Source organism: Hymenobacter sp. AT01-02, assembly GCF_000961955.2.
In the GTDB taxonomy this organism is placed as follows: domain Bacteria; phylum Bacteroidota; class Bacteroidia; order Cytophagales; family Hymenobacteraceae; genus Hymenobacter; species Hymenobacter mucosus.
In genome coordinates this window covers 44,445-70,642 of record NZ_JZIR02000045.1, presented here as the reverse complement: position 1 = coordinate 70,642, position 26,198 = coordinate 44,445, and the positions used below count along the sequence as shown (strand labels likewise).

Genomic DNA, 26,198 nt, shown 5'->3' with positions numbered 1-26,198 from the left:
CTACTTAGGGGCAGGCGTCGGTTGTTTATAGCCACTGGCTTTGGAGTATCAGGTTTGGATCGGGGCACAGAGCGGCCCATTTCTCTTGCTCTTCTGGCAGGGCTACTCCTGGAAAGTCTCCCGCTAAACCAAGCATGTCGGCAATAACTTGGAAATGCAGGTGTGGAGGCCAGTCGCCATTTTCAGGTGCGGGGCCTACTTCCGTAAATGTTTCCCCTTTGGCAACAGTCATACCTGGGCGCAGGAGTAGGGTTTCGCGGCGGCTAAGGTGGCCATATAGCGTGTAGAAGGTGGCGTCTTCGAGGCGATGCTGCAAGATGACGGTAGGGCCATAGTCGCCAAAGTTGTCATTGTCCTGCACGCTGTGCACCACGGCATCTAGCGGCGCCAGTACCGGAGTGCCTGCCCGCAACCACACGTCCACGCCCAGGTGCAGGGAACGGGCGGGCACGGCGGGGTCCCCGAACAGATCGGGCTGCGCCGGTAGATAACTCGGTTTTCGAGGTAGCCGCCCACGCCAATGTGAGCTTGTTGTGCTTCTAGCAAGCGGACTACCAAGGCTTCGAAGGCGGCGGTGTCGCGCAGATCGGCATCTTCTAGCAGCGGATTGGCGGCGGTAAAATCGAGGCGGGCCACATCTGGGGCGTTCAGGTCGACGGGTAGTACCGGGCCAAACTCGTGCTGGTGGCGCTCAAGTAGCGAAGCTAGCATAGGATAAATAGGAAGGAGGCGCGGTGTTAGCGCAGGGTAAGTGTTTAGGTCTGATTGAGCAAGGGCTTAGAACTGGGGTAGGCCGCCCGCAAAACCACGAGCGAACTACGGGCGTAAATTTTACACGTTGCCCTAATGCACCGCAAGCTAAAGCATACGCCACATTATCCTGTATTTTTGCGGCCCAATCACACAAGCCCCTGCCACGTTCCTGTAGTATATATGAGCAGTCCCTACCTCACGCTTACCGTCGTTGCCCTTACCCAAGAAACGCCCGACACCATTACCATTCACCTGGAGCGACCCGACCGCCAGCCCGTAGCCAGCGACCCTGGTCAGTTCCTGACGCTGATTTTGCCCTGCGGACCCGGCGGGAAGAAAGAACGCCGTGCCTATTCCCTGAGCAGCACGCCCGCCGAAGCTCCTCGCTTGTCGGTGACGGTGAAGCGCGTGGTGGGTGGCCTTATGAGCAACTATCTGCTGGATACGGTGCGCGTAGGCCAGCAGATGGAAGTAATGGCACCCCTGGGCAACTTTACCCTCAAAACGGCCCCCAACTCGGCCCGGTCGTTGGTGCTGGTAGGAGCTGGTTCTGGGGTCACTCCTCTGATGAGTATGCTAAAAGCGGTGCTGCGAGAAGAGCCCCAGAGCCACGTGCTGCTGGTGTATGGCAACCGCAATGAAGAATCGGTAATATTCCGGGACCAGTTGCGCCAACTGGAGCAGCAATACGCCAGCCGCTTCCAGATTGAGCACGTGTATAGCCAGCCTAAAGGCCCCATTACGGCGCACCAGCACACGGGCCGCCTCAACCGCACCATGCTCCTGCGCATTTTGGAGCAGCGCCATTCCTTCCCGGCTGCTCAAGCCGAGTACTACCTCTGCGGCCCCGATGGGATGATGATGGAAGCACAATCAGCGCTGGAGTTGCTGGGCGTGCCAGCTAGCCGTATTCGCCGGGAGAGCTTTGTGGCCGCAGCCGATGCTACGGAAGCCGCTGGCAGCCACGGCGACGTTTCGGCCGCCGAGGATGACGGCACTATTGTTACGCGTACCGTCACCGTCAACTACGAAGGCTCGGAATACCAGTTTAGCGTCGAGCCCAACCAAACCATCCTGGAGGCTGCTCTCGACCTAGACATCGACTTGCCATACTCCTGCCAGGCTGGCTTGTGCACCGCTTGCCGCGGAAAGTGCCTCTCAGGCAAAGTGCATTTGGATGAGCGCGAGGGCTTGTCGGATTCCGAGCTGAACCAGGGCTACGTACTAACCTGCGTGAGCCACCCGCTAACGAGCGACGTCGTGATTGAAATAGGGTAGACATCTGCCCCGAAGTATTGTTCTACCCCGTAGAGAAGCACAACGGCTGCTGCACGGATTGTATCCGTTGCTGACTTCGTTGCTTTTCTGCGGGGTAGATGCATTTTCTACCTTATTGCAGCGTTACTTTTCTTCGCGCTTCCCGTATCTTCCTTCTTATGACTTTCTACTCCTCCGCCACTGCTGCCGATTTGGCCACCGACACGCAGCGTCCGCCCCGGCAATACCTGCCCGAAGAATTCAGCGTAACCGATTGGGCATCCCTTGAGCCTTTTTTTGTCGAACTGCGCGACCGGCCGGTCGCTTCGGCGGAGGCTCTGGAGCGCTGGCTACTCGACCGCTCAGAACTAGAATCTGTGTTGAGTGAGGATTTGGCTTGGCGCTACATCCGCATGACGTGCGACACGCAAGACGAGGGACGCTCCGAGGCATTCCAGTATTTCGTAAGCGAAATAGAGCCCAACGTAGCACCCTACGACCACGCCCTAAATGAGAAAATGGTTGGGTCGGAATTTCTACCGGATTTGGACCCCGCCCGCTACCGCGTATTTATTCGCTCAGTGCGGCAGGCCCTGAATATCTACCGGGCCGAAAATATTCCGCTCAAAACTGACATTAGCACTAAGCAGCAGCAGTATGCCGCCATTGCGGGTGCTATGACTGTAACGCTTGATGGCGAAGAAGTAACCTTGCCCCGTGCCGCCGACCGCCTCAAAAGCCCTGACCGTGCTGTGCGGGAAGAAGCCTGGCGTGCCATTCAGAATCGCCGCCTCCAGGATGCGAAACCACTTGATGCTCTCTTTACGGAGCTGATTGGGTTGCGCCACCAAATGGCCCTGAACGCGGGCTTCTCAAACTTCCGCGACTACATGTTTGCGGCATTGGGTCGCTTCGATTACACTCCCCAGGATTGCTTTAATTTCCACCGGGCCATACGCGAGACGGTAGTACCGCTGATTGACGATTTGGACCTGGAACGCCGCCAAGACCTGACGCTGCCTGAGCTTCGGCCCTGGGACCTGGACGTTGACGTGTCGGGCAAGGCTCCGTTGCGGCCCTTTGAAACGGGCGAGGAACTGCTCGAAAAGACGATAACGGTATTTCAGGAACTAGATCCTTTCCTAGGTGACTGCCTACGCACAATGCGTCAGATGGGACATCTCGATTTGGAGTCGCGTAAGGGCAAGGCACCTGGTGGCTACAACTACCCCTTGGACGAAACCGGCGTGCCATTCATCTTTATGAATGCCACCAGCTCCCTGCGTGATGTGGTGACTATGCTGCACGAAGGCGGCCACGCTGTACATAGTTTCCTGACGCGGCGCCTACCCTTGGGAGCCGACAAGCACCCACCATCAGAAGTGGCCGAACTGGCCTCGATGAGCATGGAGTTGATGAGCATGGATCATTGGGACGTGTTCTTTGAGGATGCTGATGAGCTACGCCGGGCCAAGAAAACCCACCTGGAAAGCGTATTGGAAACCTTCCCCTGGGTAGCAACTATTGATAAGTTCCAGCACTGGGTGTACGAGAACCCCCAGCATACGGAGCAGGAACGCCACCAGCGCTGGACAGCAGTATTCGACGAATTCAACCAACGGACGGTAAGCTGGAAAGGCTTGGAAAACTACAAGCCCTATCTGTGGCAGAAGCAACTGCACCTCTACGAAGTGCCCTTCTACTACATTGAGTACGCAATGGCGCAGCTAGGTGCTATTGCCGTATGGCGCAACTACCGCCAAGATGCCGAGCAAGGACTAGAAGCCTATAAACGGGCATTGGCGCTGGGCTATACGGCTCCTATTGGGGAAATTTATGCCGCTGCAGGTATTCGGTTCGACTTCTCGACCGAATACCTGCGCACTCTCGCCGATTTTGTGCACGACGAGATGGCTCGCCTCTAAGCGAAACGTAGCGCAACAAAAAGGGCGGCTGGGATATTCCCAGCCGCCCTTTCTTTATAGTGTATACCTTAATAACAACCGAAACGAAGGATGGAAAGGAATAATAGATGAATGATTTTGTCTGTATGAGCCCCAAGATGCCCCAAACGTTGCATGGTCTTTTTGTAATATCATAAAGTATTGATATACAGCAATAAAAAACACTCCGCCGGGCTGGGGAGTGTTTTTCTAGGGCATCTAACCGCTACTTTACTGGCAAGGTAAACACGGGCAAGGGCTTGAGCTTACTATACTGCCCGCCCAGTTGTGCCAGTTCTGTGGCATGCACTTGCAGGTAATTATTGAACCGAGTGGCCGCTTGGTCGTATCGCACTCGAAAGCTAATCAGGCTCACATCGGCGTCCTGGATGCGGTCAGTAAGCATCTTGACGGCGGGAGCGGGCTCCCTGCCTGCGGGTAGTGCTAGCTGGTACACCACTTTCATCAGGGAGTCCTGGGCGGTATCGTAGGCATCAATCCGGGCCGACTCCGCATGGTGGTTTGGTCGTAGCGGAGGGTTTTCAGCCGGCTGTTGGCTCGTTGCAAGTCACGCAATTGGGCTCGGTTGGTGCCGGGCTGCCCTTCCAGCGCAGTCAGTACGTGGCGCAAGTCTTGCAGCTTGGCATCGTCGCTGCTTACCATCTCCGTCCATCGCGCCTGAACGGTATCGCGCAGAATATCTACCTGCACTTTCACGGCCGCCGCCGAAGCAGGATCAATGACCTTGGGCGTGCGGTTACAGCTCGTAGTTGCCAAAGTACAAACCAGCAACAACCAAAAAATATGCTTCATGTCTTAACCAGTAGGGAATTGTGCAATGAGCCAACGAAATTGACTGCAAAAACAATCAATAGTGGCGAAAATGCTGCCATTGCGCGTGTATAATTTTCCGCACTCAGATAAACGGGCCGGGGACTAGACTTGCTGATCTGCGCCGGCTAAGGATTTCCTGGTAGCTGCTGCGGCACGGTGCTATACACCGTATGATTGAAGCGTGCACCAGCCCAGATGCATACCTTTGCAACCCACGTACGTTTTGCCTATTGCCTCTGGGCTAGTAGCAAGACCTGACCATTCTGCAACCTCCGTCATTTTATGAGCGACGTCACTCCATTAGATAAAGTAGGCGAATTTGGCCTGATTCGCCGGATTCAAAACACCGTGCACCAGCTACAGCCTAGCACCATCCTGGGCATCGGCGACGACGCGGCCATTATAGCCCCGCCGGCTGGGCAAGAAGTAGTAGTGAGCACCGATTTGCTGGTGGAAGGTGTACATTTTGACCTCACCTTCTGTCCCCTGAAGCACCTCGGCTATAAGGCCGTTGCAGTCAATGTATCGGATGTAGCCGCTATGAATGCCACGCCCACGCAACTGGTGGTAGCACTCAGCTTGCCAGCGCGCTTTTCGGTGGAAGCCGTGGAGGAGCTGTACGAAGGGATGCGCCTGGCCTGCGAGGCCTACCATGTAGACTTAGTAGGTGGCGACACCACGGCCAGTCGCGGTGGCCTCACCATTGGTATCACGGCGCTAGGCAGGTAGAAGCTGGGAAAGCGGTGCGCCGGAGCGGGGCGGGTCCCAATGACCTGCTGTGCGTGACGGGCGATTTGGGCGGCGCATTTTTAGGTTTGCAAGTCCTAGAGCGTGAGAAGCAAGCCTGGCAAGCCGACCCCGAAACCCAACCGGAGCTTGGCAAATATCCCTACGTACTACAGCGCCAGTTACGCCCTGAGGCCCGAATGGACGTAGTGCACGAGCTGCGCGACCTGGGTGTGGTGCCCACCAGCATGATTGACGTGTCGGACGGCCTAGCTTCGGAGGTGCTGCATTTGTGCCAGGCTAGTGGTACCGGCGCCCGTATCTTCTCCGAAAACTTACCTATTGCTAACCCCACTCTGGAGGTGGCCGAAGAGTTCAACCTCGACCCCATCATGTGCATGCTCAATGGTGGTGAGGACTACGAACTGCTATTCACCATTCCGCTTACTGCCCACGACAAAATCAAGAACCACCCCGATATCACCATCATCGGCCACATGGTAGACCGTAGTGAAGGAGCCAACCTCATTACCAAAGCTGGCCAGCCCGTGCCCTTGCGCGCGCAAGGCTTCCAGCATTTCGGGTAGGCGTCTCCTTATAAAGCCAACAGCTCACCGACTCGCTAGAAAGTCGGTGAGCTGTTGGCGTTTTGGGGCATCCTGCTAATCCTCCGGGTAGGGGATGTACACGAAGTTGGTAAACTCCTCGTCAAGCACAAACAAGCAGCAGTACTCGTCGGGGTCTTTGTAGGTCTGCTGGAAATCTTCAATTCTTTCGGCTCCAATTACGCGTTGCTGCACCAGCATCTCGGCATAGCTAGCGAAAACGTGCCACTCCAAGTTTAGCTCATCTGCGTTTACCAGCAGGCGGCCCAGGGGCACCTCCTGCCGCGCAAAGATGAAGACGGGGTGCTTGGAAATCTCACGCTTGCGGATTTGATAGGAAGCTTCCTTCAGCGTATCAGAAACGGTAGCAAAATCCTTGGTGATGGTGCCGAGGTATTTTCCGTTCAACTCGGGGTCGTTGGTGTAGTCCATTGTGCTCATGTAGTTATTCTACGAGTCTTCTCAACACTAATTGATTGCCATCAAGACCTAAAACAATGGCTTTTCCTTACTTCAGCTCCAGCAACACCACATTCTCTACGTGGTGGGTGTGGGGAAACATATCCACGGGCTGCACTTTCACCACCTGATAGGCTTCGTCAAGCAGCTCTAAGTCGCGGGCTTGGGTGGCGGGGTTGCAGCTAACGTACACGATGCGAGGAGCACGCATTTCCAGTAGGCGGGCTACTACGTCAACGTGCATGCCGGCGCGGGGAGGGTCGGTGATAACTACATCGGGGCGCCCGTGCTGGGCAATGAAGTCGGCGTTAAGTACGTCCTTCATGTCGCCGGCGTAGAACTCCGTGTTGGTCACGTCATTAATTGCCGAGTTGATGCGGGCATCGGCAACGGCTTGCTCCACGTATTCTACCCCTACAACGTGCTTGGCCTGACGAGCCACAAAGTTGGCGATGGTGCCAGCCCCGGTGTAGAGGTCATACACCAGTTCATTGCCAGTAAGCTGGGCAAAGTCGCGGGTGATTTTGTAAAGGTTGTAAGCGCCTTCGGAGTTCGTTTGGTAAAACGATTTTGGGCCTACCCGGAAGCGCAAACCTTCCATTTCCTCGTGAATGTAGGGCTCGCCTTTGTAACACACCACCTCCAAGTCGTGGAAGGTTTCGTTGCCCTTGTCGTTGAGGACGTAGTTGAGGGAGGTAATCTGCGGAAACCGTTCGTAGATGTAGTCCAGCAGCGGCTCGATGGCTTGGTGCTGGCGGTAGCACTGCAGAATCACCATCAGGTCGCCGGTGTTGGCCGTGCGGATGATGAGGTTGCGAAGCAGACCTGTTTGCTTGATGATGTTGCCGAAGCGGAGCTCGTTTTCGCGCGCATAGTCGCGAATAGCCAAGCGTATCTGGTTGCTGGGGTCGGGCTGCAACCAGCAGTGGTTAACGTCAATAATCTTGTCGAAGCGGGCTGGTGTATGGAAGCCCAGTACGCGCCGGTCGTACTCCGTAGTCTCGTCCTGAATTTGCGCTTCTGTCAGCCAGCCCATAAAGCTGAAGGTGTACTCCAGCTTGTTGCGGTAGTAGGTTTGGGCGGGCGACCCCATAATGGGTGCCACAGGTGGTATGGCTACTTTACCAATGCGCTGCAAGGTGTCTTCCACCTGCTGCTGCTTGTACTGCAATTGGGTGTTGTAGCCGATGTGCTGCCACTTGCAGCCTCCGCATACCCCAAAATGCTCGCAAAAGGGCGTTACGCGCAGCTCCGAGTACTTGTGGAAGTGCGTAGGGACGGCCTCCAAGAAGTTTTTTTTGCTACGGGTGATGCGTAGGTCCACCACGTCGCCGGGGGCTACCTGGGTTACAAAAATGACAAGATTGTCGTGGCGAACAATGCACTTGCCCTCCGCCACCATGTCCTGAATCTCAATGTTGCGGAGCGCGTCCGCCGGGATTTTTTTAGCTGCTTTACTCACGCCAGCAAAGGTACGCACGGATTCAGACGGAAAATGAAGGCGACACGGATTTCCTGGGGTGTACTACTCCCTCAGTCGGTTGCCGCTTCACTGCCCAGCCGTTAGGGAATGCTGCGCAACGGCGTGGAAGTTGGTAGATAAAGCAGGGCGTCGAACTCCCGGCGGAGGTCATGCCGCAAAAACGTGCTTCTGGGTACCGTGTGCTCTACGTCGCGCAACAGAAGGTTTTGGTAGAGCCACTGCGTGCCGGGGGAGAGGCTAGGATGGCGCAAGTCTAGTAGAACGGGGGTGGTAGTAGCCGTCCGGAAGTAATACTCGTAGCTGCCGGGCTCGGCCGTAGCGGCTTCGGCCATAGCAAAGCGGCCTTGGGGGGCAGTTGTCCGAAAGCTGCCCCTGCCAAATGCCGATGCTAGGGCAACGTAGTTGGGGCCGTAGGTAGCGCGCAGCAAGCGGCCAGTAGTGGCGGTGGCATCTAGCACATGATTGTGAGCCAATACTATTAGGGTAGCGCTGTTGGGCTGGCTATGCAGCCAATGAATGTTCTGGGCCAGCGACGTTGCCCGGTAGGTGGGTGCCAGCTCCAAGTCGAGGGTTTGTAGCGTCACGTATTGCTCTAGTTCTAGCAGTAGCTGCTGCTGAATGGCTGCTTCCTCAAGCATAAGCCCGCCGCCAGCCTGCAACCGTACCCGCTCTTCCAAGCCGGCGCGCACGTTTTGCAGTGTAGTCCGGACAAGGGTCAGGCGCGGGTCGGTCTTGGTTGGTTCCGTAAACGGATTCAGGCGAATGCCCGCGCCGGGTAAGGCTTGGAGCTGTTGGCCGAGCTGCTCTAGCTGGGTATGCAAAGCCGTTGCGGTTCTGGGGAGTAGCTCTCGGAGGTTCGCTATGGTTTCGGAGGGAAGCTGGCATTCCAGGCCGCCCACGTGCACCTTGACAGCAGCCCGCTCATTGAACGCGCGTAGCCATTGCACCAGCGCCAGGGTTTCTGCCGAATTATAAGCGCCCATTTTGCCGAGTAGCTGGCGTGGGTTTCCCTGGCCAGTTCGCAGATAGTCATTCAGCGCCAGACAAACGGCTCTGTCGGCTTCCAAGGCAATAGTGCGTACTCCTTTCTGCTCTATGAGGTAGCGGGTGAGGCGGTGACGCAGTTGCGCAATTTCGCGGGAGCCATAGCTGACCTCCCCTAGGCCAATTATCTGCGCTTTTGTTACTAGCGCCCCGAAGGGTGCCAAGTCCTTCACGTCGCCGTCGTCGGGTATCACCGTGCGTAGGGGGAGGGCCGCTTTGCGCAGCCAGGCCAGCTCGGTGGCGGTAGGGAGAGCCACGGCGGCGGGGTCGGCAGGTGGTGCGTACGGCTTGCCATCAACGAGCAGTTGCAGGTTATCAACCCACACGGATGTACCCGCGTGGAGGCTCATACCCAATGCTACCTGCGTAACGAATTTATTCCACGTAATAGGAATGGCCACCGCAAAGGGTTGCCAATCGACGGTTGGGCCGCCCTCGGGAGGTAGGGGCAATTCGCGTACGGCATCTGCGCTGCCCCAACGTGGCCCAAATCGGCTGTCTTCGGTTAGTAGGCAGTAAGCAAAGGCAGCGCCCGGAGCCTTGCTACTACCTCGTATGTAGCCTTTCACCACTAGGGTTTTACCTCGCAACGACGAATCAAGGGGCACTTGCCCAAGGTAGCCAACCGAACGCCCAGGGCCCACTGCGGTCAGGTGGAGGCTGCGTTTGCCATGTTGCGCTGGGGTCAGTGAATCGAGGCGTGCTTGGTATCGAGGATCTTGCAACGGAGGAAATGCACGCTCGAAGTCCCAATTAGGACGGCGGGCGGCAGCCGTGAGCACCAGGGGTTCAGTGCCTGGTAGCAACTGGTCGTGGTAGCGTTGCTGGCCGTTGTTCCACTCTACCCGCACATCATCCAGCCATACCCGCCCCTGGCCCTGAAACCGCAGCCCAACCCGCAAATTGGTAGTGGCCTGGGGTACGGGAAGCTGAATTTGCACCCGTTGCCAGCCAGAGGTTAGCGGGGCCGCAGGCGAGCTGAAGTTATCATTGCCAGCTAGGTTTTCACCCGCAACATTGGTTTGGGCATAAGCATAGAGGTAGGCTTTACCCACAAACTGCTGGGTGCGGAGCTGCCCGCTAATGGTGACCGTTTGCCCCCGCAGCGAATCGACGGGGGTAATGCTAGTAGATACGGCCCCCGATACGGGTTCTTCGGTTTGGCTGACATCAATGAGTAGGCTGCCTCGACCACTCGCCGCCCGTGTGAGCGTATCAACACGCCGTAGCTTGGCATCATTAGGCGTTGCAGCACCGCGAGTACCCCACATCCATAGTAGTAAGGGCTGGTGGTGGTTGGCTTCCGGCTCGAAATTGAGATTGTGTCGCGCCTGGGCGCGGCTAGTGCTAGGCAGCAGTAGCAGCAACACTGGCAGAAGGTAAAGCAGCCGCATGGTATAGAGCAAAGAGATAGAGTAGAAAATAAAAGCGCCGTTCAGAAATACCCGAACGGCGCTTTTTAACAGCTTATTGCCGGTTAGCGGTTGATTTCAAACCAGCCTTTGTAGATAGTGCCGTCCCGAAGTTTGAACAGGTAGTAATACATACCCGCCCCTTGGTCCTGACCGCCGTAGTCGTTGCGGTAGTTGCTGGTTTGGTATACCTGCTTACCCCAGCGGTTGAAGATGGTAAGTGTGTTGCTGGGGTAGAGCGCCACGTTGTCGATGACCAGCACGTCGTTCTTGCCGTCGCCGTTGGGCGTGATGATGTTGTAGAAGCCCAGTTTGTTTTCAAACGCCACACACGCATCGTTGGAGTACGCCGTGCGCGGGTTGGTTTCCGTGCTGATGGCTTGCACTCGGAAGCACTGGTTGAAACCGGCCGTGCTGGTAGGTAAGCTCAGGCTTAGGGTAGTGCCGCTTACCGTTGCTACTTGCTCCGTTACGCCATTGTCAGCCACGCGCGAGATGCGGTACTCCTGCACTGGAAAGCCCACGTACGCCGACCACGTTAGACTTACTTGGCCTACGTCGCGGCGGCCCGTGCTCTGGGTGGCCACGGCCTTGGTGAGGATGGTGGTATGCTCTTGGCTGCTGAGCACCGTGCCGCAGGCGTTGGTGAGGTCAAGGCGGTACTGGTAGGCGTAGGTATCGGCGTCCGCACCGGCATCGGTAAAGCTGGTAGCCGAGTTGGCTACCGTGCCCACGGTGACGTAGGCGCCCGTGCTACCCGCTACTCGCCGCCGAATCTGGACCTGGTTGCTGTTGCCCGTGTTGTTAGGAACGGCCAGGGTTAGCGTTACGCTGCGGTCCTGGGCCGCCGCGTTTACCGAAGCGGTAGTCAGCGCCACCGTAGCGTTATCAGGACGGATGGTGACGGTAGCAGCGCAGCTGGCGCTAGTGGTTTCCGTAACCGAGAGCGTAGCCGTGGCGCTACCAGCTGGAATATCTATTGTTACGGTATTGGTGCCCTGGCCACCCGTGATGGTGCCGCCCGCAATGGTCCACTGGTATTGACCGCCTGGGAAGCTAGTGGCCGTGTAGGTCAGGCGTGTGCGCGCCTCGGGGCAGTAGCTAAGTGGGCCCATAACGGCCAGCGGCGGTACTACTAGGAAGGTCTTTGTATATACCTGACCCTGGCAACCGTTGGCATTGGTTTCACGGATGGTAAGCGTGTAGGGGGTAGCGCTGGCAGCAGGGGTAGGCAGCGTCAGGGTATTGCCAGTGCCGCTGACAGCAGCGCCATTCAGGGCAAAAGCGTAGGAAGATGTAGAAGTACCTGGCAAGGAGAAGCGGATAGTGCTCGTGCTTGCACACACCCGATCGGGACCCGTAATGGCTAGGTTCGTAGCCGGTGCAGGCAGCACCGTCACATAAAGCGTGTCGCTAACCCCGCGGCACACGCCGCCCGCCGGGTTGCTCGACTCCGTTACTACTAGCTTCACTACCCCGGCTTGGGTCCAGTTTACTTGTACCGAGGCTTGGTTGGTACTGACCTGGGTACCGCCGATAATCTGCCAGGCGTAAACCGAGCCATTGGTATACTGGGTCTGATACGTGAAGGGGCCGCCGCTTTGGCACACGCGTAGCGGGCCAGTGGGCGTAGCGGTAGCCAACTGCTGGTTTACCCGCACCGGCAGCGTAAAAGTATCCGACGAACACCCGAAGGCATTGAGCTGGAAAGCGCGCACTGAAGCCGTAGTAGTGGCCGTTCCCCAGTTGACCGTAATAGCGCTGGTGCCCTGCCCGCTGGCAATAGTACCGCCCGTTACAAGCCACTGATACGCCATGGCGCGTGGGTTACGAATAGCGTAAGCTACGCCCTGCACCGTGGGGCACACGGAGCGGCTACCTTGAATGCTATCCAATGCGGGGCGTGGGTTCACCGTGATGCGCACCGTATCGCGGGCTGTGCAGCTTTGGGCCGAGGTAGCTACCAGAATATACGTTAGCGTCAGGGGGGCCTGCGTCGTGTTCACACCCGTGAATACAGGCTGAGCGGTAGACGTGCTGCTCAGGTTGGCGGCCGGACTCCAGCTGTACGTGTAACCCGCACGTGCGGCGGCCCCTAATGTTACGCGTTTTCCGTCGCACAGGGCTACATCGGGACCAGCCTGGGCAATGGCAGCCGGGTTTACTGTCACCGTCACGGTGCTAGTGCTGGAGCAGCCCTGGGCCGTAGTGGCCGTCAACGTGTACGTGTAGGTTTGAGCGGTGCCCGTCAGGTTTGGTAGGCCAAAGGTTGGCTGAGCCGTGGTGGTAGTATTCAACCCGGCAGCGGGGCTCCAGCTATACGTGTACCCCGCTACTGGGGCTGCGCCCAGCACTGTTGTTTCACCCGAGCATACGGCCCGGTTAGCCCCAGCAGCAGCCGTAGCAGATGGTTGATAGTGATGCGCACGGTGTCGCGGTTGGTGCACCCCTGAGCAGTAGTAGCCGTCAGAATGTAGCTCACTGTCTGCGGCACCGAGGTAGCAGTAGTTAGCGTGAGCAAAGGTTGCGCGGCCAAAGGGTTGTTCAGGCCAGTCGCGGGGCTCCAGCTATACGTGTAGCCTGTGAGGGCAGCAGCACCCAGCGTTACGGCCGTGCCGGAGCACGTCGTGCGGTCTGGGCCAGCCTGTGCCACAGCGGGCGGGTTTACCGTAACAGTCACGGCACTCGTAGCCGAGCAGCCCTGAGCGGTAGTGGCCGTTACCGTATAGGTGTAGGTTTGGGCCGTAGCAGTAGCGTTAGTCAGCGTGAGAACTGGCTGAGCCGCGGTGGTGCTACTCAAGCCAGCCGCGGGGCTCCAGTTGTAGGTGTACCCCGTGAGGGCGGCGGTACCCAAGGTGATACCCGCGCCGGAGCAAGCCGATTGAGCGTTGCCCGCATTTGCTACGGCGGCTGGGTTCACGGTTACGGTTACTTGGCGCGAAGCAGAGCACTCCCCATTGGAAGTTGATACCGTGTAGGTAGTAGTTTGGGCAGGCGTAACCGTGATGCTGGCCCCGGTAAACGTCTGACCCGTGCTGCTAGTCCAGGTGTAAGCTTGCCCGCCGGTGGCAGTGAGGGTAGTAGAAGCACCTGGCAGATGCTCACATTGGGGCTCGCGGCCAGGGTACCCGGAGGGCGCACCGTAATAGTTCGCACTACGGAATCGGTAGAGCACCCAAACGACGACACCCCGCGAAGCACGAGGCGCCCGGTGCCCGTAGTGTTCCACAGTACCTGCACCGTGCGGCCCGTAGCACTGCCCTGAATGGCCCCGCCGCGCACCGTCCAGCGGTACGTGCTAGTCGTGGGGCCGTTGGCTGTGTACGTGCGGGCGGTGGCCCGGTCGCACACAACGGAGTCGCCCGTAATGCGGTTTGGCCCCGCCGCTCGGGTCACGTACACCTGAAAAATGTCGGCTACGCTTTTGGCGCCGCAGGTCACGTCGGTGGCCGTTACTACCACATCGTAGGGCGTGGTGCGGGCGTTGCCGCACTGGGGGGTAAAGGTGAAACGCCCGTTTACACTGCCCGCCGTGCCTTGAATAGTAGCGCTGCCGGAGGGGTTGCCCGCTACCACCGTGCCAGCATTGCCGGAAAGGGTAGCGTCGTAGCCCCCGGCGCCATCCAGCAACACGCTGTTTACTTTCAGATTGACGGAGTTCTGGTCTGGGTCGCGGACCGCAATGTTAAAACTCAAGGGCTGGCCCTCCTCCACGGTATACACGTGAATTGCCTGCGTAGCCGCCGTGAAAGCAGGGGCCCGATTGGGCTGGCAGGTGCGCGCCACCAGTTGAATTTCGCGGCGCGTAGAGCCAATGAGCACTTCCACGCCATTGATTGTTCGGTACTCCCGCACCTCTACAGCTACTACGTAAGAGCCTAGCCTAGGCGCCGCGTATCGGCTCAGCCCGTTGCTGGCATCAAGATAGGCGTAGCTGCCGGCGGCGGTACCAAACGGTGAGGCTTGGCTGTAGGTGCTAGCGTACGGTACCGTAGGAGGGGCACCCGTAAAGGAATTGGGCAAGTTGAAGCCCCCACCCAACTGCAACGACCCGTAGGGACGGCTAAACGAATACACCAGCCGGTCGCCATCGGGGTCTACGGCGTTATTTACTAGAATGCTCGTGTCGCCTTGGCATACCACTACCACGGCCGTGTCGGAGAAGGTAGGAGAGGCGTTAGGCAGCAGGGGCGGCGCCATCTCCACGTAAATCATCTGCGAGTACTGGTCGGAGCTGACGAGGTTTGTGATGCCTACGTTGCGGTTGCCGTCGCTGTACACGGCGTAGTAGCCGTCAAACGACACGGGGAGATTTACTACGGCTTCGTACCGGCACAGGCGCACGGCCAAGGAGCCCGTAGTACTACACCCGCCCGGCTGGGGCGGGGTAATAACGCTGTTGCTTACGCGCGGTAGCGTCAAGCGCGAGGTAAAGGCCCCATTTTGGGATTTGTTGTAAAAGCCTACCTCAATACTCGGGCGGCCATCGGGCACCTGAGAAGTAACAGGGTCAGCATTTACGTAGATAAGCACCGTTACCTGATAGCGGAAGGGGTTGTTGGTAGGCCCGTTTGCATCTAAATAGCGGTAGTTTATCTCGCCGCCAAGCAAGTGCGTAGCCGAGGCCGACAGTAAGCCGAACCCCAACCAAAGTACCAGTAGCAGGCAGCTTCGGAGTAATGTTGTTCGCATAGAGAAGGGAAAAACAGAGAAAGAAGAGACAGTGGAGCCGCTTTTGGCGGAGAAATTCATCAGATATTGCTGGGAAGACTGGACTACTCGCGCACCACGCGGTGCACGGCAGTTTGGCCATCAGGATATTGTAAGCGCAATACATACACCCCCGCGGGGAGTGGCCGGAGGTTGAACTCAGCGTTGTGAGCAGGTAGCAGGCGAAGGGTCGCAGAGAGTAGATGCGCGCCCAGCAGATTTTCTACCCGCACCAAACAAGCGCCAGGAATAGCTGCCTCGCCCGCCCGTAAATACACCAGTCCATCGGCTGTTGGGTTGGGAAATACGTCTAGGGTAGCCCGCCGATGAACTAGGGCAGTGGCTGTTACGGGGGAAATAAGCACCGTGTAATCCTCTGTTTCGGAGCCGGGCTGGTTTGCCAGACAGGCGTTGGGCTGGTTTGCGTTTAAGCGTACAACAACCCGCATTCGGGTGGCACCAATCGTTTCGGCTTGCGTAGGTGCAGTCACAGAAACAGTAGCCGGTGCGACTCCAACCGAGTTAGTTACCAACTCGGAGAAAGCAAAAGTGCCGTCGCGGTTCCAGTCAACCCACACAAGGGTGCTATGCTGGAGAGTGGGGGCGGTAGTTACCGTAAGAGTAGAAGCAAGGCCAGGGCGCAAGGTCATCACCCGGCTGTTGTAGTTGCCGTACCCGTTAGTATCGGCGCCAGAGGCATTGGCGAACGTGGGGGCGTTAGGAGTAACGAGGGCTACGTTCGTTATCCAGAAGCTCGCGTTTTGTCCTGAGGAAGCGCAGTACGGTACGCAGGGAATTGCAACCTGCACGTAGTCTGCTAGGGTTTTGGTGTCGGTCCCAAACGTATTGGTAACGGTCAGGGAAACGGCGTAAAAGCCGGTGCTCTGATAGGTATGGCTGGGGTTTTGAAGGGTGCTGGTGCTGCCATCTCCAAAATTCCAGTGCCAGCTAGTAGGCGCATGCTCACTTTTGTCGGTGAACTGCACGCTCGTTTGGCAGCTGCCCGCTACATAGGTAGAAGTAAAATCGGCCGCCGGGCGGCTGGTATTCGGCTGCAACGTGATGGTGTAATCCTCCGCCTGGCCATATTGAACAGCGGTGCAAGGCGTGAAGGAAGAACCCGCATAATCGGAAATCACGCGCAGCCGCAGGGGGTGGTTGAGCACTGCCGCAGTAGGCATCGTCACCCGGCCGCTTGGGTTCGTTGTATTCAGGGCCTGATACAGCAACTCTGAGGTTGCAAAAATGCCGTCATTGTTGGCATCTAGCCATACGCGTGTATCCTGCGCCAACGTAGGGTTGGTCGTCAAACGAATAGGGTAGTGGCCTCCCGCCATGAGTGTTGCCTGGCCAGTGCACGTGAAATCCTGATAGCCCACCGAACCATCTGCTGACGACTGCGTGAGAGGCCCCAGCGAGAAGCTAGTGATGCCGTAATTACAGCAGTAAGCGGATGTTGCCGGGGTGCAGGTCGCTACTATGGGCGCGTAGCTAGTATAGGTCACGTAGCCCGTACGCGTGCGAGTAGTGCTACCCAAGGCGTTAGTCGCCGTCAGTTCAACGGTGTACGTGCCGGCCGCGGCATAATAGTGACTGGGATTTTGAAGGGTGCTGGTGGTTCCGTCGCCAAAGCTCCACAGCCAATGGGTAGGTGCATACTGACTTTGGTCAGTAAACTGTACTATTCCGGAGCAGGTCTGTGGGTGGTCAACTACAAATTCAGCAGTGGGTGGCATTGTACCGGCACTCACCACCACGCTATAGTCCTCAGTTTGCGAATAATACGGGGTAGAGCAAGGCGTAGGCACCGGTGCATTCGCGTAATCGGCGGCGATGCGCAGACGCAGACGCACGCCCATGCTGGTGGTAGAAGGTAGCCGAATAGTACCCGTATGCACTCGTTTGGCGTTGGAGCTAAATACGAGCTCCGAAGAAGGATTGAAAACGCCATCATTGTTTAAGTCAATCCATGCCCGCACCGTCTCATCGGTGTTTGCGTTGGTCTGGATGCTAAGGATGGCATCCATACCCAGGACAAGAGCCGCCGATTGTTGACAGGAATAATCCTGATAGCCATCCGTAGCGCCCGCCGACGCATGGTGCAGCGTGCCCAACGTAACGGCGAAGATGCCCATGCTGAAGCTGCTAGTAGCGGCTGGAGCATTGCCAGGCGTGCAAGCAGTAGTAGCGGCGGGGCACTGAGCTCTTAGTATTGGTGCCGGGCCCACCATAAAGAATAGCACCATCACCCCACGCCAGCTGGCTAGACAGCGCAGAGCGCATAAAAGGAGCATCATGCAGACACGAGGTAAGGAAGCATAGAATAACAGGTTAAATGTAAAGACAATGCGTGGAAAAAATGCAATTTCTTCGTCTGCTTACTTGCTCGAGTGCTCAGCAGCCTACCTCGCTTCTCGAACCGAGAGTTTGTGCGGTAGCGCCCATAGGATGCCCGAAATACCTGTAGTTTTGTAAGACGTAGTACCGACGGCAGGGTCGTTATATTTTCTTCATGAAAGACAAAGTTGTACTTATCACAGGTGGTACTTCCGGCATTGGTCGGGCCACGGCGTTGGCATTCGGGCAGGCGGGCGCCCAAGTAGCCGTTACTGGGCGCGACGAGGCGCGTTTGCGTGATATTGCCGAAGAACTTACCCGACTAGGCGTACGCCACGTGGTTATTCGCGCTGATGTAGGTGTAGAGGCCGATTCTCGGCGGGCCGTGGAGGAAACGGTAGCAGCCTTTGGCCGACTGGATATTCTGATCAACAACGCAGGTATTAGCATGCGGGCTTTGTTCCGCGACGCCGACTTGGACGTGATTCAGCGGCTGATGCAAACCAACTTCTTCGGTACTGTATACACTACCAAATTTGCGCTGCCTCACGTTACCCAGGCGAAAGGCTCCATTGTTGGCATCAGTAGCATAGCAGGCTACCGAGGGCTGCCCGGTCGCACGGGCTACTCCGCTTCCAAGTTTGCCATGCACGGCTTTCTGGAAGCGTTGCGTACAGAACTATTGCCCCAGCAGGTGCACGTGCTGCTAGCGTGCCCTGCTTCACCGCCTCCAACATCCGGAATACCGCCCTGGCTGCCGATGGCTCCCAGCAAGGCGAGTCGCCACGCGACGAACAGAAAATGATGAGCAGCGAAGAGGTAGCCCAGCACTTGGTAGATGCCGTGCGCCAACGCCGCCGCGACCTAGTGCTTACGGGGCAAGGCAAACTCACTGTATTTCTCAACAAGTGGCTGCCTGGCCTCGCTGATAAGCTGGTGCTGAACCATTTCCGTAAGGAGGAACCTGATTTTAAGCTTTAAAACTACCGGTACACTGAGTTGAAAGCTCTTGATTAGAGAAAGGGCCGGGTTTCGGAAGAATCCTGGCCCTTTTTCTAGACAAGCTGATACTAAAAGCTTAATCTATCAAGACCAAATCTGGGGTGCGGATGTAGGCATCCTGCCCTTTCCAGCGGACACGGTACCAGATATCTTGTTTGCCCTGCACGGCGAACCGGTCGCCGGCCGCCGCAGTAGTCAGCCAAGCCGCTCCCGCCGATGGTCCCGCCATTAGGGCTGCGTGCGAACGAGCAACTAAGCCCACCCGAGGTGGGGCCAATAGGTTGAGAAAGACAGCGGTAGCCGCTAGGTAAGCGCCATAAGCCGTCCACCATGCCCGGCCCGCCGTGCGCCGTCGTACGAGCAGCAATGTGCCCGCCACCACTGCTACTACAAGTAGGCCTTGCAGCAGACGGTTGTAGTACCTGCGAAAGGTGATAGTTAAACTTTGGCGCCACGTGTCAGGGTAGCCCGTGAGGCGGTGTTCTTGTGCCAAGGCCGCCATTTTGCGCCAAGTATCCTGACGTGGTTGGCCCGCTTGGGCCAAACTGAGGTAGTACAAAGCGGCCGGATACTGGTTGCGGCCTTCCTGCACATAGGCCATGCGCAGCAACTGCTGGGGCGACTGATGTCCGCCTTGCTCCCGAATTTGCCGGTAGAGCCGGTAAGCTGGTTCTGCCTGCCCAGCATCAAACAAAGAATCGGCCCGAGAAAGAAGTTTGGTAATATTTTGGCTTTGAAGCGGTTGAGCTTCTACGCGGCAGGCGAGGAAAAAAAAGAGCGAAAAAAGAAGGCGAATTTTCAGCAAAACGTTTGGAGTGTAAAGTGCGGCCTACTACTTTTGTGCCACAATCAGCGAAAAAGCTCGCTGGTAGCAAAGAAAACGATTCTGTAGCTCAGCTGGTAGAGCAATACACTTTTAATGTATGGGTCCTGGGTTCGAATCCCAGCGGGATCACACAAGCCTCACCTTCCGGTGGGGCTTTTTTCTTGCCCGATTGGCTAGGATCCTTTGGAATCCAAGTGCAGACTTCCGACTACGACAGCGCTAGTTAAGTCTTTGCAGCCGAGAGGTCTAGCCTGAAGTCTTACGCTAAGCACAACAGACGAATTCTGGTGTGACTTTTCGTGCCTACCTGAGTTCAAACAAGGCAAGAAAGGAAATTCGGTTTTATTAGCTGATAGTTATCAAGTAGATATGCCACGCCCGGCCTATGGCATGGTAGTGACTGCACTACTCTGTTGCCCCGACTTTTGTAGGGAAGTCTGGTCTGGTTGCGGTAGGTATATGGGTTCAGCCAGGTACTACCTCCCAGTATCATCGAAGATATTGCTGTAGCTCATACTTCCTGCTTGTTCTGATAATAGCACACGACATATGTGTTTTTCAGTTTCAGGGCATATAATCGTTGCTCCACCCTTGGGTTTGTCTTGAACAGTAGGAAAGCCAGAAGACTTATAAATAAGGATGGGGCGAATTTGGGTAGGATTAGATACAACTAGGGGAATGCGCTAGTAGCAAACAGAAGGACAGGTGTTCTGCTTCGGTACCTAATGACAGAAGCACCAAAAGCGCTACCCGTTGGGACTTTCTAGAGTGATACGATGGGTCGACTTTTCAGAAACAAGGCCCAAATACAGCCGCAGTGCCACACTTGGGGTAAACACGCGGAAAATTTTTGAAAAAAATATACCAAAATAGGTGTGCTGTGTATGAAGGATTTACGGGTGTGAAGGCGTCCGAAAGTGCCTTCTTCTAGCCGAAGATAGATATCCAGATTTGCACATGTAAAATCGACCTTCTACTTTTGCCATCCCTTCCACGGAATACTCTGCTAGTAAGGGAAACGATTCTGTAGCTCAGCTGGTAGAGCAATACACTTTTAATGTATGGGTCCTGGGTTCGAATCCCAGCGGGATCACACAAGCCCCACCTTCCGGTGGGGCTTTTTTCTTGCCTTGTAGGAAGGGGTAAGTGCTAGACTAGTGAGCAGCTAGGTCTGATTTAGATAAGATTCATGTAACTAAAGAATCTGTTTGAGAGTCTAGGAAGGAATATCAACTACATTTCTTTCCAGACGATATGGCCAATTCAGCATCTTCTGCGCGCCTGCAAAATCAGGTAGCACTCATAACAGGTGGTAGCTCCGGTATTGGAGCCGGTGTAGCCAAGGCCATGGCCGCCGAGGGCGCTACCGTAGTGGTCAACTACTCGCATAGCGCTGATGAAGCCCAGGCTGTGGTAGACGAGATTAAGCAGGCCGGTGGGAAAGCCGTGGCTATCCAAGCAGATGTAAGTAAAGAAGACCAAGTGCTGCACATGTTCGATGAGGTTCGGCGGCAGTTTACTACCCTGCACATTCTTGTAAACAACTCTGGTATTCAGCAAGATGCCAAGTTCTTGGATATGACGCTGGAGCAGTGGCAGAAGGTTATTGACGTAAACCTCACGGGGCAGTTTCTGTGTGCCCGAGAGGCCGCCCGCGAGTTTGTGCGCCGCGGCCCTCAGCCAGAAGTGTCGAATGCCACGGGTAAGATCATTTGCATGAGTTCGGTGCACGAGGTTATTCCGTGGGCTGGCCATGTGAACTATGCCACTAGCAAGGGCGGCATTATGCAGCTTATGAAGAGCATGGCCCAAGAATTAGCCCCCCAAAAAATCCGCGTCAATAGCATCGGGCCGGGCGCTATAGCTACGCCCATCAATCTGTCGGCGCGCGACACGCCTGAAGAAGAAAAAAGCTTGCTTACGCTGATTCCCTACGGCCGCATTGGCGAACCTGCCGATATAGGTAAAGTAGCTGTGTGGCTAGCCTCCGACGAATCGGACTACGTGACGGGAACTACCCTCTTTGCCGATGGTGGCATGACGCTCTACCCCGGCTTCGCTGACAACGGGTAAGCAACTACTAGGCCCTAAGTAGCCGTGAAGCAGTACGCGGCGTAATCACATGGCTGGCGTTACCTTACTGCTGCCTAGGGCCTATTTTGGTAGTTTCACACTGGCACCCGGCAACTAGTAGTCATGAACGAAGAGCGACAACGGCAGGAAGAAGCAAAAAACGGCGCGCTGCCGTGGCATCGGTTTGGTCCTTATTTGTCGGAGCGGCAGTGGGGCACGGTGCGCGAAGACTACAGTGCCACGGGCGACGCCTGGAACTACATCTCCCACGACCACGCGCGTAGCCGCGCTTACCGGTGGGGTGAGGAGGGGCTAGGCGGAATCAGTGACGACCGACAGTTCCTGTGCTTGGCCGTAGGATTGTGGAACGGAAAAGACCCCATCCTGAAAGAGCGTTTGTTTGGCTTGACTGGGCCAGAGGGTAACCACGGCGAGGATGTGAAGGAGTGCTATTACTACCTCGATAATACGCCCACGCACTCCTACATGCGCATGCTGTACAAGTACCCGCAGCATGCTTTCCCCTACGACTGGCTGGTACAGGAAAACGCCCGCCGGGGCCGTAGCAAGCCAGAGTTCGAGCTTACTGATACGGCCGTCTTTCACGAGAACAACTACTTTGATGTAAGCATCGAGTACGCCAAGGCTAGCCCTACCGACGTGCTCCTACTCCTGACAGTTTCCAACCGGAGTGCCCATAGCGCTACTATTCATGTGCTGCCCCAGCTCTGGTTTCGGAATACATGGGCTTGGGGTGAGCAAGATGACCAGCCCCAATTACGCGCCACGGCTGCTGGTGGAATTGCCATAGAACATGCTCGCCTCACTGGCCTCCAGTTACATTGTGATGGAGTAGCAGGGGAGGAGCCGGTATTGCTGTTCTGCAATAATGAAACGAACACCCAGCGCTTATTTCAAACGGCGCATCCGCATGCCCAGTACTACAAGGATGGTATCAACAACTACGTGGTACAGGAGGAAAAAGGAGCCGTTAACCCTGAACAAAGCGGTACGAAAGCAGCGGCGCACTACGTGCTAACTATCCCGGCCGGGCAAAGCCAAACGGTACGCGTGCGCTTGGGTAGCCCTGATCTAGCCGCACCCTTCGCCGATTTCGACCAGGTTTTGCAGCAGCGCCGCCGAGAAGCCGATGTCTTCTATGAAGAGCTGCAGACAGGGATTACCAGCTCCGACGCACGTAACGTACAGCGTCAAGCCTTGGCGGGCATGCTTTGGAGCAAGCAGTTTTACTACTACGACGTAGCGGAGTGGTTGTCGGGCGACCCTGCTTTTCCACCGCCGCCCGCTGGCCGGGGCAGCATCCGTAACGGCAGCTGGCATCACCTCAATAATGCCGACATCATTTCCATGCCCGACAAGTGGGAGTACCCCTGGTATGCGGCCTGGGATCTAGCCTTCCACACCTTGCCACTGGCCATGGTCGATTCGGAGTTTGCCAAACGCCAGCTTACCCTGCTCTTGCAGGACTGGTATATGCACCCCAACGGGCAGCTGCCGGCCTATGAGTGGAACTTCTCCGATGTGAACCCGCCCGTGCATGCTTGGGCTGCGTGGCGCGTGTACAAGATTGAGCAGAAGCACAACAACGGCAAAGGCGACTACCCCTTCTTGGAAGGCGTTTTCCACCGCCTCTTACTCAACTTCACGTGGTGGGTAAACCGCAAGGACCGCTCTGGGCGCAATATCTTCGAAGGTGGTTTTCTGGGCCTCGACAACATTGGCGTGTTCGACCGAAGCGCCGATATGCCCGAGGACGTATACATCGACCAGGCCGACGGCACAAGCTGGATGGCTATGTATGCGCTGGACCTGATGCGCATGGCTCTGGAGTTGGCCCGCACCAACCCCGTGTACCAAGACATGGCCAGTAAGTTCTTTGAGCACTTCCTCTACATTGCGGAGGCTATTGCGAAAAGCGGCGACCAAGACCTTTGGGATGACGACGATGGCTTTTACTACGACTGTCTGATAACACCGGAAGCTGGGCGGCAAGCCCTGAAGGTGCGTTCCATGGTAGGCCTGATTCCGTTGTTTGCAGTAGAGGTGCTGGACGAGAATATGCTGGAGCAATTGCCACGCTTCGTAGGCCGAATGAACTGGTTTCTCAACAACCGCCCGCACCTTGCCTCCCTGGTGTCGCATTGGCAGGAGCCAGGCCAGGGCCAGCGGCGCTTACTTTCGCTGCTGCGCGGGCACCGAATGAAGCTGCTCTTGCGCCGCATGCTGGACGAGGCCGAGTTTCTTTCCGATTACGGCGTGCGGGCCCTGTCACGCTACCACCTGGAGCATCCTTACGTGTACCGCACGCCCGAAAAAGACTTCACGGTGCAGTACGTACCAGGCGAGTCCGATTCGAGCATGTTTGGCGGTAACTCCAACTGGCGGGGACCCATCTGGTTTCCCGTCAACTACCTGATTATCGAGTCGCTCGAACGGTTTCATCATTATTACGGCGACGACTTCAAGGTGGAATACCCCACAGGCTCGGGCCGATACAGTACCCTGCTGGAAATTGCTGATGCTCTCACGGCTCGGCTGACCAAATTGTTTCTGCGGGGCGAGGACGGCCGCCGGCCTATTTTCGGGATGATAAGCAACTACAGTCAGACCCTCATTTCCGTGACCACGTACTCTTTCACGAGTACTTCCACGGCGACAATGGCAAGGGCTTGGGCGCTAGTCACCAAACCGGCTGGACCGGCCTTATTTCCCGCTTGCTCCAACCCCGTCGGCCCGGCTAGGCTTCCGCAGAGGTAGGCAAAAGGCACCACGCGCCGTTAGCTAACGGGGAGCAAGCGTAGCCAGATAGGTTCTGGCACTTCATCACAAATCCACTACTATGGCTTGGCTTGATTTTACCACTACGATTTCTGACGGCATGGCCTACTGGCCCGACAACGCACCGGTTCATATCCGAAAAACGCTGAGCATTGCGGCCGGCGACGCGGCCAACGTAACAGAAATGAGCCTGAGTGTGCACACAGCTACCCACGTGGATGCTCCACTACACTTTCTGGCTGATGGCGACGACGTAACCAGACTAGACCTGGCTACCTTATTAGGGCCTGCATGGCTGGTTGAAATTCAAGACCCGAAGTTTATCACGCGCGCTGAAATCGAGCACTTACCCCTAGGCAAGGGGAGTAGGGTGCTGTTCAAAACGCGCAACTCCCGCCACGAGTGGGCCACCCAGCCCTTCGACGCGGAGTTTGTGCGCGTGCGGGCCGATGCGGCGGAATGGCTGCGCGACCAAGGCGTGGTATGCGTAGGGGTTGATTACCTGTCTGTGGGACCCGCCGATACACACAATATCCTGCTAAGAGCGGGCATCACCGTCATCGAAGGCTTAGCGCTGCAACACGCCGAACCGGGCGAGTACGAGATGATTTGCCTACCCCTAAAAATAGAGGGTGCCGATGGCGCCCCCGCCCGGGTGATTGCCCAAAAAAAAGGGGGTAGTGCCTAGCCTTTATTTGTATTTGCTTTGTGGGCCGCGCAAAGGTGCCGAAGTGCCATGTGCGGCCTCAAGCTAAGTTGTTCTCGGCACCCGGTAGGCTTGCGGCATGCCGTTCTGCCCGAGCTATCGTCCTTGGTTTGTAGAAACCTGTAGCCTGACTTAAGGAAAAAAGGGCTATACTCCCTATTCAAACTCTACCTTCGTTGCTTATCGGAGCCTTTTTGCGGGTTTCGCTGTTCTTTTTGCGTGATTGATTCTACTTCTACCGACCCACGACCGGCGCTGCTGCGTATTCCTTACGACGATTATCGTGCTCTGCCAGCCATTGCCAATTCCGACCTTTCCCGCCTGCGTGATGCTCTAAACGGTCGTCCGCCGCGGCCAGTTACTAGCGTGGGGGGCGCGCTCGGGTTGGGCACCGCCTTCCATACTGCTCTCTTAGAGCCCGACCTGTACGAGCCCGGCCAACCCGGCATCAACGATACGCTGATTTGGTGGATGGTAGATGGTGTAAAGCTGCACCCGGACCTGAACATCCTGCTGGAAACGGGCACGCCTGAGCCCAGCTGTATTTTCACGGAGCCCGTTACGGATACGCTCTGCAAGCTGCGCGCCGATCTAGTCGTCGACCGGCCCGACCAGCCCTATACCATTGTAGACTTCAAAACCACAATGGCCCGCGACCATAATCACTTCGTAGAGCAGTGCTCCTACTACGACTATGATCGGCAGGCGGCCTTTTATGCCGATGCCTTGCACGCCGACCGCTTTTTGTTGGTAGGGGTGCAGAAGGTGGAGCCCTTTAAGGTGTTTGTGTACGAAGTGCCCCCACTTATGCGCAACGAAGGCCGCGCCAAATACCTGCGCCTGCTAAAACTGTTGCAGCCGGAAGCTCCGGTGCCGCTTGCCGTAGTTCAGGCCGTGCGCGACGTGCGCGACGCTCTAACTGGCGGCGAGTAAAAATTGGGTTCAGTGGCTAATAAGCGCGAAAATGAAAATTAATTAGATTAGTAAGTTGGATAACTAATTAGAGGCTTTTATACTTGCATAATATCTGACGAAAACCACTCGTAATAATGCGTCATTTCAGCAATAATCTCCAGAATAATAATTCGAATAATTCTATTCGAAACTGGAAGGCTATTGCTCCTTTGGAGAAATGAAAAATCAGTAATTGATTTTCTTTTAAAGCCTTCCGTAGCCCGGAAGGCTTTTTTTGTGCCTGCCAGCCAATATAGCATGTGTCGCAGTCAGTA

General features: G+C 56.5%; 18 protein-coding genes, 2 tRNA genes and 2 pseudogenes. 10 read left to right on the top strand and 12 right to left on the bottom strand.

Going from position 1 to position 26,198, the window contains the following annotated elements; genetic code table 11:
• Positions 1-25 precede the first annotated feature (25 nt).
• Together VI25_RS27025 and VI25_RS27020 are read right to left on the bottom strand one after the other, a co-directional pair.
• Complete coding sequence (locus tag VI25_RS27025; protein ID WP_236705069.1) at positions 26-451, bottom strand: peptidoglycan DD-metalloendopeptidase family protein; 426 nt, start codon at positions 449-451, stop codon at positions 26-28.
• Positions 379-711, bottom strand: a complete 333-nt coding sequence (locus VI25_RS27020) for a hypothetical protein (RefSeq protein WP_236705068.1) — start codon at positions 709-711, stop codon at positions 379-381. Before VI25_RS27020 ends, VI25_RS27025 begins: the two co-directional genes overlap by 73 nt.
• Before the next feature lie 222 nt (positions 712-933).
• Here VI25_RS27020 and VI25_RS14740 point away from each other — a divergent pair, with 222 nt between their 5' ends.
• The gene (locus VI25_RS14740; RefSeq protein WP_055562617.1) at positions 934-2,031 is read left to right on the top strand and encodes a ferredoxin--NADP reductase; all 1,098 of its coding nucleotides are present in this window, start codon (positions 934-936) and stop codon (positions 2,029-2,031) included.
• Positions 2,032-2,189: 158 nt separating this feature from the next.
• Complete coding sequence (locus tag VI25_RS14735; protein WP_045688058.1) at positions 2,190-3,935, top strand: M3 family oligoendopeptidase; 1,746 nt, start codon at positions 2,190-2,192, stop codon at positions 3,933-3,935.
• A 244-nt stretch (positions 3,936-4,179) separates the two neighbouring features.
• Here VI25_RS14735 and VI25_RS14730 read toward each other — a convergent pair whose 3' ends face one another.
• Both VI25_RS14730 and VI25_RS14725 read right to left on the bottom strand, forming a co-directional pair.
• A complete protein-coding gene (locus VI25_RS14730; protein ID WP_055562616.1) occupies positions 4,180-4,419 on the bottom strand; it encodes a hypothetical protein in 240 nt (79 codons plus the stop codon).
• Positions 4,419-4,766, bottom strand: a complete 348-nt coding sequence (locus tag VI25_RS14725; RefSeq protein ID WP_055562615.1) for a hypothetical protein — start codon at positions 4,764-4,766, stop codon at positions 4,419-4,421. The genes VI25_RS14730 and VI25_RS14725 overlap by 1 nt, the downstream gene beginning before the upstream one ends.
• 303 nt (positions 4,767-5,069) lie before the next feature.
• On the opposite strand from VI25_RS14725, the pseudogene thiL reads away from it, so the two are divergent.
• Positions 5,070-6,100, top strand: a pseudogene (thiL, locus tag VI25_RS14720) (thiamine-phosphate kinase).
• Between the two features lie 75 nt (positions 6,101-6,175).
• On the opposite strand, the gene VI25_RS14715 reads toward thiL, so the two are convergent.
• The 7 genes from VI25_RS14715 to VI25_RS14685 form a co-directional block, all read right to left on the bottom strand.
• On the bottom strand, positions 6,176-6,550 hold the full coding sequence (locus tag VI25_RS14715; RefSeq protein ID WP_045688060.1) for a hypothetical protein: 375 nt from the start codon (positions 6,548-6,550) through the stop codon (positions 6,176-6,178).
• Between the two features lie 76 nt (positions 6,551-6,626).
• Positions 6,627-7,979 carry a 23S rRNA (uracil(1939)-C(5))-methyltransferase RlmD gene (gene rlmD / locus VI25_RS14710; RefSeq protein ID WP_089332904.1) on the bottom strand — a complete coding sequence of 451 codons (1,353 nt, stop codon included), beginning with the start codon at positions 7,977-7,979 and terminating at the stop codon, positions 6,627-6,629.
• A 161-nt stretch (positions 7,980-8,140) separates the two neighbouring features.
• Positions 8,141-10,498: an erythromycin esterase family protein gene (locus VI25_RS14705; RefSeq protein WP_045688061.1), complete on the bottom strand. Its 2,358-nt coding sequence runs from the start codon at positions 10,496-10,498 to the stop codon at positions 8,141-8,143.
• Positions 10,499-10,581: 83 nt separating this feature from the next.
• Entirely contained in the window at positions 10,582-12,870 is a 2,289-nt protein-coding gene (locus VI25_RS14700) for a gliding motility-associated C-terminal domain-containing protein (RefSeq protein ID WP_055562614.1), read from the bottom strand.
• Positions 12,849-13,436 (bottom strand): PKD-like domain-containing protein, encoded by a 588-nt coding sequence (locus VI25_RS14695; RefSeq protein WP_055562613.1) that lies wholly within the window; start codon positions 13,434-13,436, stop codon positions 12,849-12,851. The genes VI25_RS14700 and VI25_RS14695 overlap by 22 nt, the downstream gene beginning before the upstream one ends.
• Before the next feature lie 8 nt (positions 13,437-13,444).
• Entirely contained in the window at positions 13,445-15,208 is a 1,764-nt protein-coding gene (locus tag VI25_RS14690) for a hypothetical protein (protein WP_152981639.1), read from the bottom strand.
• An 83-nt stretch (positions 15,209-15,291) separates the two neighbouring features.
• Positions 15,292-17,523, bottom strand: a complete 2,232-nt coding sequence (locus VI25_RS14685; RefSeq protein WP_082455565.1) for a GEVED domain-containing protein — start codon at positions 17,521-17,523, stop codon at positions 15,292-15,294.
• Between the two features lie 215 nt (positions 17,524-17,738).
• On the opposite strand from VI25_RS14685, the pseudogene VI25_RS14680 reads away from it, so the two are divergent.
• Positions 17,739-18,544, top strand: a pseudogene (locus VI25_RS14680) (SDR family oxidoreductase).
• 97 nt (positions 18,545-18,641) lie between these two features.
• Here VI25_RS14680 and VI25_RS14675 read toward each other — a convergent pair.
• Positions 18,642-19,370: an SH3 domain-containing protein gene (locus VI25_RS14675; protein WP_045688066.1), complete on the bottom strand. Its 729-nt coding sequence runs from the start codon at positions 19,368-19,370 to the stop codon at positions 18,642-18,644.
• Between the two features lie 77 nt (positions 19,371-19,447).
• Between VI25_RS14675 and VI25_RS14670 the strand changes: the two genes are divergently transcribed.
• The 6 genes from VI25_RS14670 to VI25_RS14645 all read left to right on the top strand — a co-directional run bounded on the left by VI25_RS14670 (position 19,448) and on the right by VI25_RS14645 (position 25,902).
• Positions 19,448-19,520: transfer RNA gene (locus VI25_RS14670), tRNA-Lys, on the top strand.
• A gap of 891 nt (positions 19,521-20,411) precedes the next feature.
• Positions 20,412-20,484, top strand: a tRNA-Lys gene (locus tag VI25_RS14665).
• A gap of 161 nt (positions 20,485-20,645) precedes the next feature.
• Positions 20,646-21,464 carry an SDR family oxidoreductase gene (locus tag VI25_RS14660; protein ID WP_055562611.1) on the top strand — a complete coding sequence of 273 codons (819 nt, stop codon included), beginning with the start codon at positions 20,646-20,648 and terminating at the stop codon, positions 21,462-21,464.
• Between the two features lie 123 nt (positions 21,465-21,587).
• Entirely contained in the window at positions 21,588-24,242 is a 2,655-nt protein-coding gene (locus VI25_RS14655) for an MGH1-like glycoside hydrolase domain-containing protein (protein ID WP_316934339.1), read from the top strand.
• An 82-nt stretch (positions 24,243-24,324) separates the two neighbouring features.
• The gene (locus tag VI25_RS14650; RefSeq protein ID WP_045688067.1) at positions 24,325-24,951 is read left to right on the top strand and encodes a cyclase family protein; all 627 of its coding nucleotides are present in this window, start codon (positions 24,325-24,327) and stop codon (positions 24,949-24,951) included.
• 237 nt (positions 24,952-25,188) lie between these two features.
• Entirely contained in the window at positions 25,189-25,902 is a 714-nt protein-coding gene (locus VI25_RS14645; RefSeq protein WP_052695125.1) for a PD-(D/E)XK nuclease-like domain-containing protein, read from the top strand.
• Positions 25,903-26,198 lie beyond the last annotated feature (296 nt).